The 13,607-nt window shown below is 63.0% G+C and carries 13 protein-coding genes; 6 read left to right on the forward strand and 7 right to left on the reverse strand.

All coding sequences use genetic code 11. The annotated features are described in order from the left end of the window. Window positions 1–116 precede the first annotated feature (116 nt). From AB5Y54_RS19465 to AB5Y54_RS19475, 3 genes are all read left to right on the forward strand, one after another. On the forward strand, window positions 117–1,154 hold the full coding sequence (locus AB5Y54_RS19465; protein ID WP_041206064.1) for an IS630-like element ISAeme16 family transposase: 1,038 nt from the start codon (window positions 117–119) through the stop codon (window positions 1,152–1,154). Window positions 1,155–3,868: 2,714 nt separating this feature from the next. After that, window positions 3,869–4,927 carry a GGDEF domain-containing protein gene (locus AB5Y54_RS19470; RefSeq protein WP_368154218.1) on the forward strand — a complete coding sequence of 353 codons (1,059 nt, stop codon included), beginning with the start codon at window positions 3,869–3,871 and terminating at the stop codon, window positions 4,925–4,927. An 86-nt stretch (window positions 4,928–5,013) separates the two neighbouring features. After that, on the forward strand, window positions 5,014–5,301 hold the full coding sequence (locus AB5Y54_RS19475; RefSeq protein WP_042864058.1) for a hypothetical protein: 288 nt from the start codon (window positions 5,014–5,016) through the stop codon (window positions 5,299–5,301). A gap of 101 nt (window positions 5,302–5,402) precedes the next feature. On the opposite strand, the gene AB5Y54_RS19480 is transcribed toward AB5Y54_RS19475, so the two are convergent. The 7 genes from AB5Y54_RS19480 to AB5Y54_RS19510 form a co-directional block, all read right to left on the reverse strand. Continuing rightward, a complete protein-coding gene (locus tag AB5Y54_RS19480; RefSeq protein ID WP_029314742.1) occupies window positions 5,403–5,681 on the reverse strand; it encodes a hypothetical protein in 279 nt (92 codons plus the stop codon). A 280-nt stretch (window positions 5,682–5,961) separates the two neighbouring features. Further along, entirely contained in the window at window positions 5,962–6,684 is a 723-nt protein-coding gene (locus AB5Y54_RS19485; RefSeq protein WP_323930016.1) for a transporter substrate-binding domain-containing protein, read from the reverse strand. Between the two features lie 191 nt (window positions 6,685–6,875). After that, window positions 6,876–7,370, reverse strand: coding sequence for a GDYXXLXY domain-containing protein (locus AB5Y54_RS19490; protein WP_201893651.1), 495 nt, complete (start codon window positions 7,368–7,370; stop codon window positions 6,876–6,878). After that, entirely contained in the window at window positions 7,367–8,374 is a 1,008-nt protein-coding gene (locus AB5Y54_RS19495; protein WP_042014995.1) for a DUF4401 domain-containing protein, read from the reverse strand. Before AB5Y54_RS19495 ends, AB5Y54_RS19490 begins: the two co-directional genes overlap by 4 nt. After that, a complete protein-coding gene (locus AB5Y54_RS19500; RefSeq protein WP_368154219.1) occupies window positions 8,367–9,305 on the reverse strand; it encodes a DUF2157 domain-containing protein in 939 nt (312 codons plus the stop codon). Before AB5Y54_RS19500 ends, AB5Y54_RS19495 begins: the two co-directional genes overlap by 8 nt. A gap of 217 nt (window positions 9,306–9,522) precedes the next feature. Further along, window positions 9,523–10,080, reverse strand: coding sequence for a TMEM165/GDT1 family protein (locus AB5Y54_RS19505; protein WP_010675206.1), 558 nt, complete (start codon window positions 10,078–10,080; stop codon window positions 9,523–9,525). Between the two features lie 253 nt (window positions 10,081–10,333). After that, window positions 10,334–10,663, reverse strand: a complete 330-nt coding sequence (locus AB5Y54_RS19510) for a translation initiation factor (RefSeq protein ID WP_010675205.1) — start codon at window positions 10,661–10,663, stop codon at window positions 10,334–10,336. 119 nt (window positions 10,664–10,782) lie between these two features. On the opposite strand from AB5Y54_RS19510, the gene AB5Y54_RS19515 reads away from it, so the two are divergent. The 3 genes from AB5Y54_RS19515 to AB5Y54_RS19525 are packed head-to-tail and all read left to right on the forward strand — an operon-like array spanning window position 10,783 to window position 13,566. Next, a complete protein-coding gene (locus AB5Y54_RS19515) occupies window positions 10,783–11,010 on the forward strand; it encodes a FeoA family protein (protein WP_010675204.1) in 228 nt (75 codons plus the stop codon). Next, a complete protein-coding gene (feoB, locus tag AB5Y54_RS19520; RefSeq protein ID WP_368154220.1) occupies window positions 11,007–13,277 on the forward strand; it encodes a Fe(2+) transporter permease subunit FeoB in 2,271 nt (756 codons plus the stop codon). Before AB5Y54_RS19515 ends, feoB begins: the two co-directional genes overlap by 4 nt. A gap of 46 nt (window positions 13,278–13,323) precedes the next feature. After that, window positions 13,324–13,566 carry a FeoC-like transcriptional regulator gene (locus tag AB5Y54_RS19525; RefSeq protein WP_039041210.1) on the forward strand — a complete coding sequence of 81 codons (243 nt, stop codon included), beginning with the start codon at window positions 13,324–13,326 and terminating at the stop codon, window positions 13,564–13,566. The last annotated feature ends 41 nt before the right edge of the window (window positions 13,567–13,607 follow it).

Here is a 13,607-nt window from a genome sequence, read left to right on the forward strand (position 1 = left end):
CTAAATAACCGTTCCGAAATGTAGATCACTTATCCGGGAAAGAAGGGAACTCGGCGTCGTTTGTGCGATCTGATTAATCGCCAAACCAATCAAACGACAAACGAGCCGAGCCCGAAATGATACTAACACTCCCCGACCATGATGAGCGACGCCGGATCATCAACAAGATGCACCGGACCAAAGATAAAGATCTCTGCCGGAGGCTCAACGCCATCTTGCTCCTTGCTGACGGGCACAGTGTCTCGGCTGTTTCTCGGCTCACAGCCGCCGCCCGGTCATCGATCAATCGCTGGGTGAACTGGTACACCTTGTACGGTCTGGAGGGGCTTGAAAGCGAGCCTCGGGGGCGCAAGCCGGTGCTGCCATTTGCTCACATCTCGGGTCTATTACAGCTGTTGATCCAGTTGTCTCCACAGGAGCTCGGATATCAGCGCTCGCGTTGGAGTACCGAACTGATGGCGCTTGAACTCAAACGGAGTTGGCGCCTGACATTGCATGCTTCAACAATACGGCGATGGCTGCCCAGGCTAGGGATTGTCTGGCGCCGGGCCGCGCCCACTTTGCACATCCGCGATCCCCATAAAGAGCGGAAAATGGCCGCTATCAATGAGGCCTTGGGACGCTGCAGTGCGGACCATCCCGTGTTCTATGAAGATGAGGTGGATATCCACCTAAATCCCAAGCTGGGGGCGGACTGGATGATGCGAGGGAAGCAGAAGAAAGTGGCAACTCCGGGCCAGAATCGCAAACATTACCTCGCTGGCGCCCTGCATGCCGGAACAGGTAACGTGACCTATGTGGCGAGCGATAGCAAAGACACGGACTTGTTCTTGTCACTGCTCCAAACACTAAAGCGGACTTATCGGCGCGCCAAGAGCATCACGCTGATCCTGGATAACTACATCATCCACAAGAGCAAAAAAGCACAGCGATGGCTGGCAAAAAATCCGAAGTTCATCGTGCTTTTTCAGCCGGTGTATTCGCCATGGGTGAACCAGATTGAGCGGCTGTGGCATGCCCTCCATGAAACGATCACCCGGAACCACCAATGCCGCACATTGGGTGAGTTATTACGTCGCGTGTTCTACTTCCTGGATCATGCCGCCCCGTTCCCCGGTAATGGACATGGGCTTATGCAACTGGAGCGAAATTAGGATCAGCTATTTAGATGAGTTTAATGCTTTTATTATTTTTTCTTTCCTAAGCTAGGTAGACCACCACTAATTTCCCGACGGTCTTTAAAGAATGATATTGTGTAATTACTTTTCCTGGAATCTTTTTTTGTAAAAGCTCTAAATCTATTAGCCTCTCCTAGGGTTGGCATTCGCGCATGGATGTTTTTGAAGTGCTTTATCAAAAACATCAGGTCACCAGATAATATGTCATTACATAGTGGGCATGGAGCTTTAATACTCCGACATATAATTGATTTGTTTTTTTTGGTTTTATTTTTATGATTTCCTGTTTTTTTCATTTGAGAATAACCGTTATAGATCAATCAAATTATAAAGTGCGCTTTATTAGTAATATGTAATCTGGATTCAATGGAAATTATAACTACGGGGAATTAATTATCGGGCTTTCGATATACAACCATTTCCCGATAGGGATATCTACCGCTTGCAGCTGTACCCGCCATGATTTTTTCACCTATGCAACCAACTTGATGAAGTCTGTTGCATAGGTGCGACAATCTGCTCTTGCCATGGGGTGGGCGAGGGGTTGGCTGCGAGACAACAACCCGCCCGATCTTTGCCCCGAATAGGCTGGGGAGTGTTACCGCGGTGCAATGCGCTGCGCTTGGTGCACCCTACGCCTGTTAACCGGCCTCGGTGCTGCGGGCTGGCTGTTGCCCCCTGTTGTTCGCCGGGGTGATCCCGTTTGGCCATTACCGTAGGGTGCAATGAACGAAGTGAATTGCACCTCTATTCGGCGCGGGGTTGCTTGCAGCGTCAGGCTTGGCGGATTGCGCCATGGGCTTCACCTGTAAGGGGAGCGGTTAGCACGGACGATTACGCTACGCTAATCGACCCTACCGACCCTGCTGGCGAAGCCATGCCAACGGGGTTGGTGACCCCTCACCCTAACCCTCTCCCGCAAGGGGAGAGGGGATGGTTACCTTGGTGCAATGCGCTGCGCTTGTTGCACCCTACGTCTGTTTACCGGCCTCGGTGTTGCGGGTTGGCTGTTGCCCCCTGTTGTTCGCCGGGGTGAGCCTGTTTGTCCCATACCGTAGGGTGCAATGAACGAAGTGAATTGCACCTCTATTCGACGCGGGGTTGCTTGCAGCGTCAGGCTTTGCGGATTGCGGCATGGGCTTCACCTGCAAGGGGAGCGGTTAGCACGGACGATTACGCTACGCTAATCGACCCTACCGACCCTGCTGGCGAAGCCATGCCAACGGGGTTGGTGACCCCTCACCCTAACCCTCTCCCGCAGGGAGAGAGGGGACGGTTACCGCGGTGCAATGCGCTGCGCTTAGTGCACCCTACGCCTGTTAACCCGCCTCGGGGCGGCGGGTTGGGTGTTGCCCCCCTGTTGTTCGCCGAGGTGAGGGCACAAGGTCAGGAGCGCCGTCATGGACGACGGCGCAGACGCAGGCGGTACAGGGATGTACCGTCTGCGTCGTTCCGCCAGACCTTTTGCCTGAACCGAGGGAACCCGACGCAGGAGGGCGAACAAGTGGGGGTGGCCTTTCTTTTGGTGACTTTTCTTTGGCCACGCAAAGAAAAGTCACTCGCCAAGCCGCGCAGCGGTGGCGAAACCCCGTCGAGGACGGAGTCCTCGCGTCCTGCGCGGCGAAGCCGTGCCATTGAGGCGTGGGGCGGCATTCGCCAGGCAATGCTGTTACCGACCCCTCACCCTAGCCCTCTCCCCCAAGGGGAGAGGGGATCAAACCGAAGTCGCTGAGGCTGGCGGGCGAAACCCCGTCGAGGACGGAGTCCTCGTGTCCTGCATGGCGAAGCCGTGCCATTGAGGCGTGGGGCGGCATTCGCCAGGCAATGACGTTACCCACCCCTGACCCTAGCCCTCTCCCCCAAGGGGAGAGGGGACAAAGCCGAAACCCCATCGAGGACGGAGTCCTCGTGTCCTGCATGGCGAAGCCATGCCATTCACACGTGGGACGACATTGCACCCGGCAATGCCGTTACCCACCCCTCACCCTAACCCTCTCCCGCAAGGGGGGAGGGGATCAAACCGAAGTCTCCGAGGCTGGCGGGCGAAACCCCGTCGAGGACGGAGTCCTCTCGTCCTGCGCGGCGAAGCCGTGCCATTCACACGTGGGACGACATTGCACCCGGCAATGCCGTTACCGACCCCTCACCCTAACCCTCTCCCCCAAGGGGAGAGGGGATCAAACCGAAGTCGCCGAGGTTGGCGGGCGACGTTCCGTCGAGGGCTGCGCCCTCGTGTCCTGCGCGGCGAAGCCGTGCCATTGAGGTGTGGGGCGGCATTCGCCAGGCAATGACGTTACCGACCCCTCACCCTAACCCTCTCCCCCAAGGGGAGAGGGGATGATTACCGCGGACGATTACGCTTCGCTAATCGACCCTACCGACCCTACCGACCCTACAGGCGTAGCCATGCCAAATGACGGCGAGTGACCCCACACCTTGACTCTCTCCCTCAAGGGGCGAGGGGATGATTACCGTGGACGAATACGTGGCGGGAATCGACCCGGCACCCAGGGGCGAGGGCAGGGTTGTGCCCCTGTGTTTCGCATGGCGACGCCGCTTGGGGGCCGGTTATGCCAAAATGTGAACAAATCGATCTTTCCCCCGGTCAATCGCGGTCTCCCGCTTGTCGGGCCCGCCCCGAGTTGGCTAAGGTGGTCGCCCATTACATGCACGCAGTTGTGGAGGTAGGCATGGACAAGTTATTGCTGGCGCTCTCGGAGCAGGTGATCAAGGCGCGGGATCTGGAGAGTCTGACCCGCCCTTTGCTGGAAATGCTGGCGTCGGTGACCGGGCTGGAGTCGACCTATCTCACCGAGATTGACCTCGGGCAAAGCAGCCAGCATGTTCTGTTTGCCCGCAATGCGGTCGGGCTGCAGATCCCCGAGGGGATGACGGTGGAGTGGAGCGATACCCTGTGTCGCCGTGCCATCGACGATGAGATTGGCTACACCGACGACGTCGCCGCTCTGTGGGGGGACTCCCAGGCGGCCAGCGAGCTCGGCATTCGCTCCTATCTGAGCAGCCCGGTGCGCACCTCGACCGGCTCCCTCTATGGCACCCTGTGCGGCGCCAGTACCGAACAAAAACCCGCGGTGGCGGGGGCGCAGCAGCTCATCGCCTTCTTCGCGCACTTGATTGCCGAACAGGTGGAGCGGGAGCAACTGCTGCGGCAATTGCAGCAGGCCAACGACGAGCTCTCGCGCCTGGCCCTCTCCGATCCCCTCACCGGGCTTCCCAATCGCCGCGCCCTGATGCTCGAACTCACCCGCTTGTTCTCCCTGTCGGAGCGGGCGGGGCATCCGGTGCTCATCGCCTTTGTGGATCTCGATGGCTTCAAGGCCATCAACGACGAGTATGGCCACGAGGCGGGGGACAGGCTGCTCACCGCCATGGCGCGGCAACTGGGGGAGACCCTGCGTGGCGGCGATCTGCTGGCCCGCTTTGGGGGAGACGAGTTCGTGGCCGTGGGCATGGGGCCTTTCCCGGCCTCCGACACGCTGGACGGGGCGGTGGCGGCGTTTCGCCAGCGCCTGTTCGAGCACAGCGTGTTGTCACTGCCGGTGGGGGACAAGGTGATCCATTATCCCGGTGCCAGCGTGGGGGCGGTGGCCGTGATGCTGGCCGAGGTCAGCGTCGAGGAGGCGCTGAACCGGGCCGATGCGAGCATGTATGCGGTCAAGCGCGAGCGCCGGGCCGCAGGGGAGGGCGGGAACCCGCCTCCTTCCAGTCAGGTGTCTGCCCCGCGATAGGAGCGGGGCGGGTTGAGAGGGCACAGGGGGGCGCGTCCACCCGGGTGCCAGTCTGTTTTCCCTTTTATCAGTTCGGAGCCCATACCATGGTTCATCTTCTTGTCCGCCGTGTGCGCGCCCTTGCCGGGCGGGCGGCCACCCTGGTGGCTGGACTCTGCGAGTTTCAGCAGCGCATCTGGGTGGTCAGCATCGTCAAGGAGTCCTACACAGATACCTTCGTGGTCAACGAAGGGGGCTTCGAGGAGCCCTTGCAATGGATGCGTCGCAAGGGCTACAGCGCCGAGATGCTGGCCAGGGTGGAAGCCATGGCCCGATCCCAGGTGCTCCAGCTCGAGTGCGCCGGGCAGCATCACCGTCTGATGCGGGTGAAATAGGGGCGAAGCCGCCCCGGATGGCCTGGGCGGCACCGCCGCCCGGGCATTGACCACATATCCTGCCGCCCTCTTCGTGTCAGACGGGGCAAATGGGTCGCCAGTCATGATTTTTCCGTGGTTCTCTCCGGTTTCAGACCGCCGGAGTAGACGCAAATCGCGGAGTTGTAGCTGTTGAAAGTGACCGCGTAGTTGAAATCGCAGAAATAGGCCGGGTGCTTGGTGGCGACAATGTCCCCCGCCTTGCATTTGTCCTGCATCCCCTCCACCAGGGTGTCGTTGTTTGACCCGAGACAGGCCTTGCCGGTGGTCTTGTCACCGCCGCAGGCCATCAGAAGGGCGCAGACCGAGAGACTCATCAACCATTTCGCTGTGTTGTGCATGTGTATTCCCAAGAGATCGGAGAGATGGCGGGGAAGGGCGTGAGCGCGGCGCTGCCCGATGAAGGCGGCCAGCGGGCACGCTGCCGCCCCTGACTGTCGCTGCCACCGTGCGCCCTGCCCCTTGCCGTGAAAAAGGGGCCAACAGGCTCCTGCGCCCTATATTACGGACCCGAGGTGGTCTGCGTCACCCCTTGTCGTTGCAAGTGGCGAACATTAAACGGGTTTCGTGCGCTGGCTCAAAGGCGGGCCGGGGCCTTGGCTGCCCCGGCGGGGGAAGGGGTCAGGGGGAGGGGAAGTATTTGTGCTGGAGCTGCTGGAAGTCGCTGCTGGCCAGCACCTGGGTCAGGCCGAGCTGGAACTCCCTGACCAGGGCATCGTCCACCGGGTGGCTGAAGGCGAAGCAGTACTGCTCGGAGCTCAACATCCAGCGCACCTCGAACTGGGCAGGATCCAGCTGCTGGGTCTTGATGAGATCCAGCAGGGTGGACTTGTTGCTGGAGACCAGATCGACCCGGCCCGAGGTGAGCATGCGCAGGGCCTGGGAGAGGCGGTTGGCGGTCATGATCTTCTGCTCGTCGAAGCCTGCGTTGAGCAGCAGTTGCTCCCCCACGTCGGATCGCACGGCGCCTATGGTGTAGCGCTGGGCATCTTCCAGGCGGGTCAAGGTCAGGGGGCGACTGGCGAGCCCCATCAGCACTATCTCGGCATAGCCGATGGGGCAGGCCCACTTGAACAGGGGATTGCGCGCCTCGGTGCGGGCGGTGGAGAAGAGCACCACATTGGGTTTCTGGGTCAGCAGGTAGTAGCCCCTGGCCCAGGGGAGGATGCTGACGGGCTGGACAGGGGTGCCGGTCTTTTGCCACACTAGGTGCAGCAGGTCGATGGCAAAGCCGGTCGGGGCGCCATCCTCCCCGGTGAAGTTGTAGGGTTTGTACTCTTCGGTGAGGTAGTGCAGGCTGGCGAGCGCCGGGCTGGCCTGGGTCGCGGGAGAGCCCCAGACCATGGCCGCGAGGGCGGCGCAGGCGACCAGTCTGCGAAGGGGGACTGCAATGTCTATGTTCATCCTGACCGTCCTGCTGCCGAGTGCCCAGTTTCAAGTGTTGCCAAGTCACGGCGTTTCGCCACCCGGCGCAGACGTTATCCGCCGGGGGCCGTCATTCTCTTGCCACTCACAACCGTGTCGGCGCCCCCTTTTTACCAGGCCGGGCGGGTGTGACCCAGAGGGGTGAACGCCTCGTCCCTCAGCCCCACCAGCAGGGTGCTGCCATCCTCTTGCAGACGAAACTCGCCGTAGCGGGCCGACTCATATTGATCTCCCGTGCCCTCTTCGAAGAAGAAGGCGTCAGGCCCGATAAACCACTGGCCGTCGCGCTGGCGCACCTTGAGCAGGCGCTCCCCCGGGCCCGGGGCCTCGGACTTGCCCCCTTCCACCCAGTGCACCACCTGATGTTCATCCAGGCGAACGACCAGGGTGTGGGGTCCGGCGGCGGCCTGGCGGCCCGCCAGCTGGCGGGCGAGGGCGTAGTTCAGGCGCATGTAGTCCCCCTGCATCAGGGAGCGGGGGTCGACCGGTGCCAGCTCGATCAGCACCACCTCCCCCTGGCTCATGGCGTGCTCGAAGCGCCAGACGGTGGCATTGATGCCGGCGAGCAGGGCAAGACCGGTCAGCAAAAAGGCGAGGCGTCTCATGAGGGGCTCCCGTTGTGAAGGTGCTTGAGCCACTGACGGGTACCGAGCAGCAGGGCCCCCGAGGCGAGCAGCAGCCAGGACTTGGTCATCAGGGTCAGCCCCAGATCGTAGTAATAGAGGGAGCCAAAGCCGAGCAGCAGCAGGCCTGCCAGGGTCATCAGGGCCAGGCTGCCGGCGTAGAAGCCGAGCACCAGCACCAGGGCGCCAGCCCCCATGCCGGGAATGATGGCGCTGATCACCACCAGCGGCAGCCCGTAGCGCAGCGGCAGCCTGAGGCGAACCATGACCGCGAGCAGCAGGGCGGCGCAGAGCAGGGGATTGAGCCAGAGGGGCAGGCGGGAGCTGCCGAGCTCATTGAGGACGCTGGTGCCTCCCTCCCACAGGGGGTGGTGCAGCCGTCCCAGCACCAGCAGGGAGAGTGCCAGCCCCAGGGTGAGGGATTCATAGAGCAGATGGCGGGCGGGATCGCGCTCCGCCTGCAGCCAGCACAGGGCGACGGCGCCCATCACCAGCGGCAGGGCCAGCAGGTGCAGGCCGAGGCAGGCGAGGGCGAGGGTGAGCAGGATGGCGGCGGCGAAGCTGTGGAACAGCCTGATCAGCCAGTGCTCGAACAGGGCGGCCACCCCGAGGGAGAAGGCGGTCAGACCGAACCAGAGCCACGCGACGTTCAGATCCAGCCTGTCCAGCAGGCCGTAGAGCAGCCAGGCATCTGCCGCCAGCGCCAGCGCCAGCACGAACTGATCCCAGAGATCGCTGCGGGTCGCCATGCGGTTGAGACCGAGGGCGGCGGCCATCAGCACCATCCCCATGGTGAGGGCGTTGTTGGGGTCGCGGGTCAGCTGCTCGAAGGCCATGAAGAGGAAGAAGAGCAGGAAGAGGGCGGCTATCCAGCCCACCATGCCGAGCAGAAAACGGCCCGACCAGTGGGGCTGTTCATCCCGGGGGGCATCCCCTTCCACAAGTTGGGCTGCACGCAGGCGCTCCCAGGGGGTGAGATCAGACATGCTGCCTCCGTTGTTGTTGCAGCCAGCGGCTGGCCATCACCGACAGGCCGATGGCGATGAGGGCCAGCAGCAAAAAGCCGTTCATGTCCGGCTCCATCCACTTGCCAAGGGCCGCGAGGATGACGGCGATAAGGCTCAGGCACCCCATGGCGAGCCCGGCGATGAACCTGTGGTGCCAGCGCAGGTAGGCGGCGCCGAGCCAGGCGAGCCAGGCAGGCCAGACCCAGGGAGAGGCGGCATCGAACAGGGCCAGCAGGGTAAGCAGGGTGATGCCGAGCCCCGCGGCCAGCCCCGCGAGCCAGGAGGGGATCAGGGCGTAGCGGGCGGGCACCAGGATGAGCAGACCCCAGAGGGCGGCGTTGAGCAGGGTCAGGCACCAGCCGAGGGCCTCCTCGTTGAAGGAGAAGAAGAGATCGAGAAGGCCGAGCCGCCAGTAGAGCACCAGGGCGAGCTGACCGAGCAGCCAGGCCAGGGTCCAGAGCAGCGGGCTTCTGCCAAGGGCCGCCAGCGGCAGCAGCATCAGGGCCCAGGTGGCGAAGAGTTGCCAGGGGTCGGCGCCGGTCTGGTAGGTCTGGCCCACCAGGGCGAGCAGGGCGCCGAGGTTGAGGGCCAGGGCCAGCAGCAGGGCCTGGCGCGGGGTGTCACTCATGGGTTTGCGCCAGAGCACCAGGAGCATGGCGAGCAACGGCAGCTCCAGCAGGGCGAGACGTGAGAGGCGCCCCAGGGCCTGCCAGTTGAAGGCGACGAAGAAGACGAGGCCGGCGCCAAGGCAGAGGCAGCCGAGCCAGAGCAGCAGCCTGTCGAACAGCCACTGCCAGCGGGCAGGGCTGGGGGGCAGATCGCACAGTGCCAGGGCGGCAGGCAGCGAGGCCCGTGGCAGGCGGCCGCGCCTGACCCAGTCGAGCAGGGTCTGTCTTGAGGTGAGGTGCATGGGGGCTCCTGAAGCCGTGATGCCTGAAAGATAAGGCATTATGGCACGGCGACGCGTCTCGGGGCAGGGGCGCCGTCGGCGCTGCGACACAGGTCGCGGCACGGGGCCATGTCTTTGCACTAAAAAGGCCCCCGCCGTGAGGAGGGGGCCTGAAGGACGTCCGGGGCGGCGGTGGCGATCAGTGCTCACGCTGATCCCCCGCCGGCTTCTATGGAGGTCAGGCGAAGATCAGGGTGGAGATGCCAAGCCCCGCAAAGAGGATGGCGCAGGCAATGCGGATCCCCTTGAGGGGGAGCTTGTCGGCCCCGAGCTTGCCGAGCAGCACCACGGGCACGTTGGCCAGCATCATGCCGAGGGTGGTACCGGTGATCACCTGGATCAGGGAGTCGTACTTGGCTGCCAGCAGCACGGTGGCTATCTGGGTCTTGTCACCGATCTCGGCGATGAAGAAGAGCACGAAGGTGGCCATGAAGGGGCCATACTTGTCCAGGGAACTCTCTTCATCGTCCATCTTGTCCGGCACCAGGATCCAGGCGGCCATGGCGATGAAGGCGCCAGCGACCAGCCAGGTCATCACCTTGGGATCCATCCAGCGACTGATGAATTCCCCTATCCAGGCGGCCCCTGCGTGGTTGAGCAGGGTGGCAGCCAGCATGCCGGCGATGATGGGCCAGGGTTTGCGAAAACGACAGATGAGCAACAGAGCCAGCAGCTGTGTCTTGTCGCCGATCTCGGCGATGGCAACGCTGATGGTGGAGGTTAACAAGGCTTCCATAAAAATGACCGGGGGACGGAATTGTTATAAACCAAAGACAAGCCTGCGCCATCCGTCCCCGGTTTTGGCACTGGCCCGTCAAAGGTCTTGTCAAATCCGGCATTGCCCGGATCACCCTGACCATGGTGAGTTGGCACCAAGTATGTTGATCAGGATCGCGCACGGAACGGGTCCGTGGCGAGACTACTCCCCCTCGATGGGAGCGGGCATTCTAGGGAAAAACCCCCGGTGAGGCAAGGCGCGGGATGGGGAATTATCCCCCCACCAGCTTGACCTGAAAGCCGGCCTTCTCCAGTTCGGCCTTGATGAGGTCCCGTTTGTCCCCCTGGATCTCGATGATCCCCTCCTTGAGACCGCCGCCGGTACCGCACTTTTTCTTGAGCAGGGTGGCGAGGGCCTTCTGCTGGTCGACGGGAACGCCGTGGATGCTGATGACCCCGGCCCCCTTGCGTCCCTTGGTCTCGCGGCGGATGCGCACGACCCCGTCGGCGGGGAAGGGGGAGGCGTGCTGGGCGGGGGCGGATTCCTTGATCATGCCGCCGTCCGTGCTATAGACCAGGCGGCTGTTGTTGTCGTGACTCATGGCAATACTTTGTCGGTTAGCTAAGCGGAGTTTGATTTTACGCAAATAAATGTTGAGGGCACAGCTTATAATTCCCCCATTAAAAGCGAATTATTCTTGTTTAACTTCAGGAGCCCGTCATGGTACTCACAGAGCTGTCGCCGGGACAGAGCGCTCGCATCACGCACATGAACCACCTTGGCCGCGCCTTGCGGCGCAAGCTGATGGTGATGGGGCTGCTGCCCCAGACCGAGATCCTCTATCTGCGGGCCGCACCCCTGGGGGACCCGCTCCAGATCCAGTGCCAGGGCATCTGCCTCTCCATGCAGCGGAGTCTGGCCCAGCAAATCGAGGTGGAGCCGGTATGAGCTACAACCTGGTCACAGTGGGCAATCCCAATAGCGGCAAGACCTCCCTGTTCAACGCCCTGACCGGCTCCCGCCAGCAGGTGGGGAACTGGAGCGGGGTCACCGTCGACAAGAAGATGGGGGCCTTTGCTGCCCGCGGGCAGGAATACACCCTGGTGGACCTGCCCGGCATCTATGCCCTGGCCAACCAGGAGGCGAGCCTGGACGAGCAGATCGCCAGTCGCTTCGTCCAGCGCCAGCAGCCGGATCTGCTGCTCAACGTCATCGATGCCGCCAACCTGGAGCGCTCCCTCTACCTCACCCTGCAACTGCGGGAGCTGGGGCTGCCCATGGTGGTGGTGCTCAACAAGATGGATCTGCTGCAAAAGCGGCGCATCACCATCGACGAGGCCTTGCTCGCCAAGGCGCTGGGGTGCCCCGTGGTGTCGCTCTCGGCCCACAATCGCCAGCAGGTAGCGGCCTTCAAAGAGGGGATCCACCAGTTTATCGGCCAGTCCCAGCCCGCCCTGATGCTCGACTACGGTCAGCCCCTCGAGGGGGACATCGCCGAGCTGGAGACCCTGCTCGCCCCCCATCATCTGCATCGGCGTGGCCGCGCCCTGCGCCTGCTGGAGGAAGACATCGCCATGCAGGCGACCCTGGCGGCGGGGCAGCAGGCGGCGGCCGACAACGTGGTGAGCCGTGCCCACCACGCCCAGGACATCGACCTGCAACTCGCTGATTTGCGCTACGGCCATATCCACCACTGGTGCCAGCAGGCGTGCCGTCATCAGGACAAGCTCACCGTCGCCCAGAGCGAACGGCTGGACAGGGTGCTGCTCAACCGCTGGGTGGGCATCCCCTTCTTCCTGCTGGTGATGTACCTGATGTTCATGTTCGCCATCAAGGTGGGCAGCGCCTTCATCGACTTCTTCGACATCCTCGGGGGGGCCCTGTTCGTGGACGGAGTGCACCACCTGCTGGGGCTGATGAGTGCCCCCGACTGGCTGGGGGCCGTGCTCGCGGACGGCGTGGGTGCCGGTTTGCAGACGGTGGCGACCTTCATCCCCGTGGTGGGCTGCCTCTTTCTCTTCCTCGCGGTGCTGGAGAGCTCCGGCTATCTGGCCCGCGCCGCCTTCGTGGTGGACGCCCTGATGCGTCGCCTCGGCCTGCCCGGCAAGGCCTTCGTCCCCATGCTGATGGGCTTTGGCTGCACCGTGCCCGCGGTGATGGCAACCCGGACCCTGGGGTCGGAGCGCGAGCGGCTGATGACCTCGGCCATGGCGCCCTTCATGTCCTGCGGTGCCCGTCTGCCGGTCTACGCCCTGTTCGCGGTGGCCTTCTTCCCCGAGTCGGGGCAGAACCTGGTGTTCGGTCTCTATCTGTTCGGCATCCTGGTGGCGGTGCTCACCGGCCTCTTCCTGCGCAGCACCCTGCTGCCGGGCAAGAGCGACTCCATGGTGATGGAGATGCCCGATTACGAGTGGCCCCGTCCGGTGGACGTGGGGCTGCGCACCTGGCAGAAACTCAAGGGCTTCATCTTCGGCGCGGGCAAGACCATCGTCCTGATGGTGGCGGTGCTGAGCGTGCTCAATTCGCTGGGCACCGACGGCAGCTTCGGCAACCAGGATCAGGAGAACTCGGTGCTGAGCAAGCTGAGCCAGTCCGTGACCCCGGTGCTGCATCCCATAGGCGTGCGCGACGACAACTGGCAGGCCACGGTGGGCATCCTCACCGGCATCTTTGCCAAGGAGGCGGTGGTCGCTACCCTCAACAGCCTCTACGCCGGCGGCGCCGGTGATGAGGAGGAGAGTGAATACTCCCTGCTGGGCAGCCTGAAAGCGGCGCTGGCCACCATTCCCGCCAACCTGGCGGACATCGACCCCGCCGATCCCATGGGGCTCAAGGTGGGGGATCTGGAGGACAAGCAGGCGGCAGCCGAGGCCCAGGAGGTGGACACCTCCACCTACGGCAACATGCAGACCCACTTCGACGGCGTGGCCGGAGCCTTTGCCTACCTGCTGTTCGTGCTGCTCTACATGCCCTGCGCCGCCGCCATGGGGGCCCTGGTACGAGAGACCGGTCGCCAGTGGGCCCTGTTCACCGCCGCCTGGTGCAACTACGTCGCCTTCCTGTGCGCCACCCTCTTCTATCAACTGGCGACCTTCGCCGCCCACCCGGCGCAGAGCCTGGTCTGGAGCCTGAGCTATCTGTTCTCCCTGGTGCTGCTCTGGTGGCTGGGGCGTCGTCACGGCGACATCGTCGCCCGCAAGGTGGTGACCCTGTGAAGGGGCTCATGGTCAGGGGCGAGTGCGCCGAGAGGGAGGGTATTCTGTGATCCTGCGTGAACTGGGGGACTATCTGGCCCTGCACAAGAAGGTGAGTCGACGGGCGCTGGCCCGCCACTTCCACACCTCCGAGGATGCGGTAGAGGCCATGCTCGGGGTCTGGATGCGCAAGGGGCGCGTCGCCAAGCGGGAGAGCCGCCTGTGTGGCGGCTCCTGCTGCGGCAAGCACGAAGAGGTGACGTTCGAGTGGTGCGAGCCCGGCCAGATAGGGCTGGTCCAGAAGGGCTGACGCCTGCCCATATGCAAAAGGGAACCCGAGGGTTCCCTTTT

The organism is Aeromonas sp. s9 (assembly GCF_040907765.1).
Lineage (GTDB): Bacteria > Pseudomonadota > Gammaproteobacteria > Enterobacterales > Aeromonadaceae > Aeromonas > Aeromonas caviae.

What these genes read in the sequence shown, in the direction of transcription:
- AB5Y54_RS19495 (WP_042014995.1), bottom strand. Translation starts at nt 8,374, where the DNA reads ATGTCTGATCTCACCCCCTGGGAGCGCCTGCGTGCAGCCCAACTTGTG.
- AB5Y54_RS19480 (WP_029314742.1), bottom strand. Translation starts at nt 5,681, where the DNA reads ATGCACAACACAGCGAAATGGTTGATGAGTCTCTCGGTCTGCGCCCTT.
- AB5Y54_RS19500 (WP_368154219.1), bottom strand. Translation starts at nt 9,305, where the DNA reads ATGCACCTCACCTCAAGACAGACCCTGCTCGACTGGGTCAGGCGCGGC.
- AB5Y54_RS19475 (WP_042864058.1), top strand. Translation starts at nt 5,014, where the DNA reads ATGGTTCATCTTCTTGTCCGCCGTGTGCGCGCCCTTGCCGGGCGGGCG.
- AB5Y54_RS19505 (WP_010675206.1), bottom strand. Translation starts at nt 10,080, where the DNA reads ATGGAAGCCTTGTTAACCTCCACCATCAGCGTTGCCATCGCCGAGATC.
- AB5Y54_RS19510 (WP_010675205.1), bottom strand. Translation starts at nt 10,663, where the DNA reads ATGAGTCACGACAACAACAGCCGCCTGGTCTATAGCACGGACGGCGGC.
- feoB (WP_368154220.1), top strand. Translation starts at nt 11,007, where the DNA reads ATGAGCTACAACCTGGTCACAGTGGGCAATCCCAATAGCGGCAAGACC.
- AB5Y54_RS19485 (WP_323930016.1), bottom strand. Translation starts at nt 6,684, where the DNA reads ATGGTCTGGGGCTCTCCCGCGACCCAGGCCAGCCCGGCGCTCGCCAGC.
- AB5Y54_RS19515 (WP_010675204.1), top strand. Translation starts at nt 10,783, where the DNA reads ATGGTACTCACAGAGCTGTCGCCGGGACAGAGCGCTCGCATCACGCAC.
- AB5Y54_RS19470 (WP_368154218.1), top strand. Translation starts at nt 3,869, where the DNA reads ATGGACAAGTTATTGCTGGCGCTCTCGGAGCAGGTGATCAAGGCGCGG.
- AB5Y54_RS19465 (WP_041206064.1), top strand. Translation starts at nt 117, where the DNA reads ATGATACTAACACTCCCCGACCATGATGAGCGACGCCGGATCATCAAC.
- AB5Y54_RS19490 (WP_201893651.1), bottom strand. Translation starts at nt 7,370, where the DNA reads ATGAGACGCCTCGCCTTTTTGCTGACCGGTCTTGCCCTGCTCGCCGGC.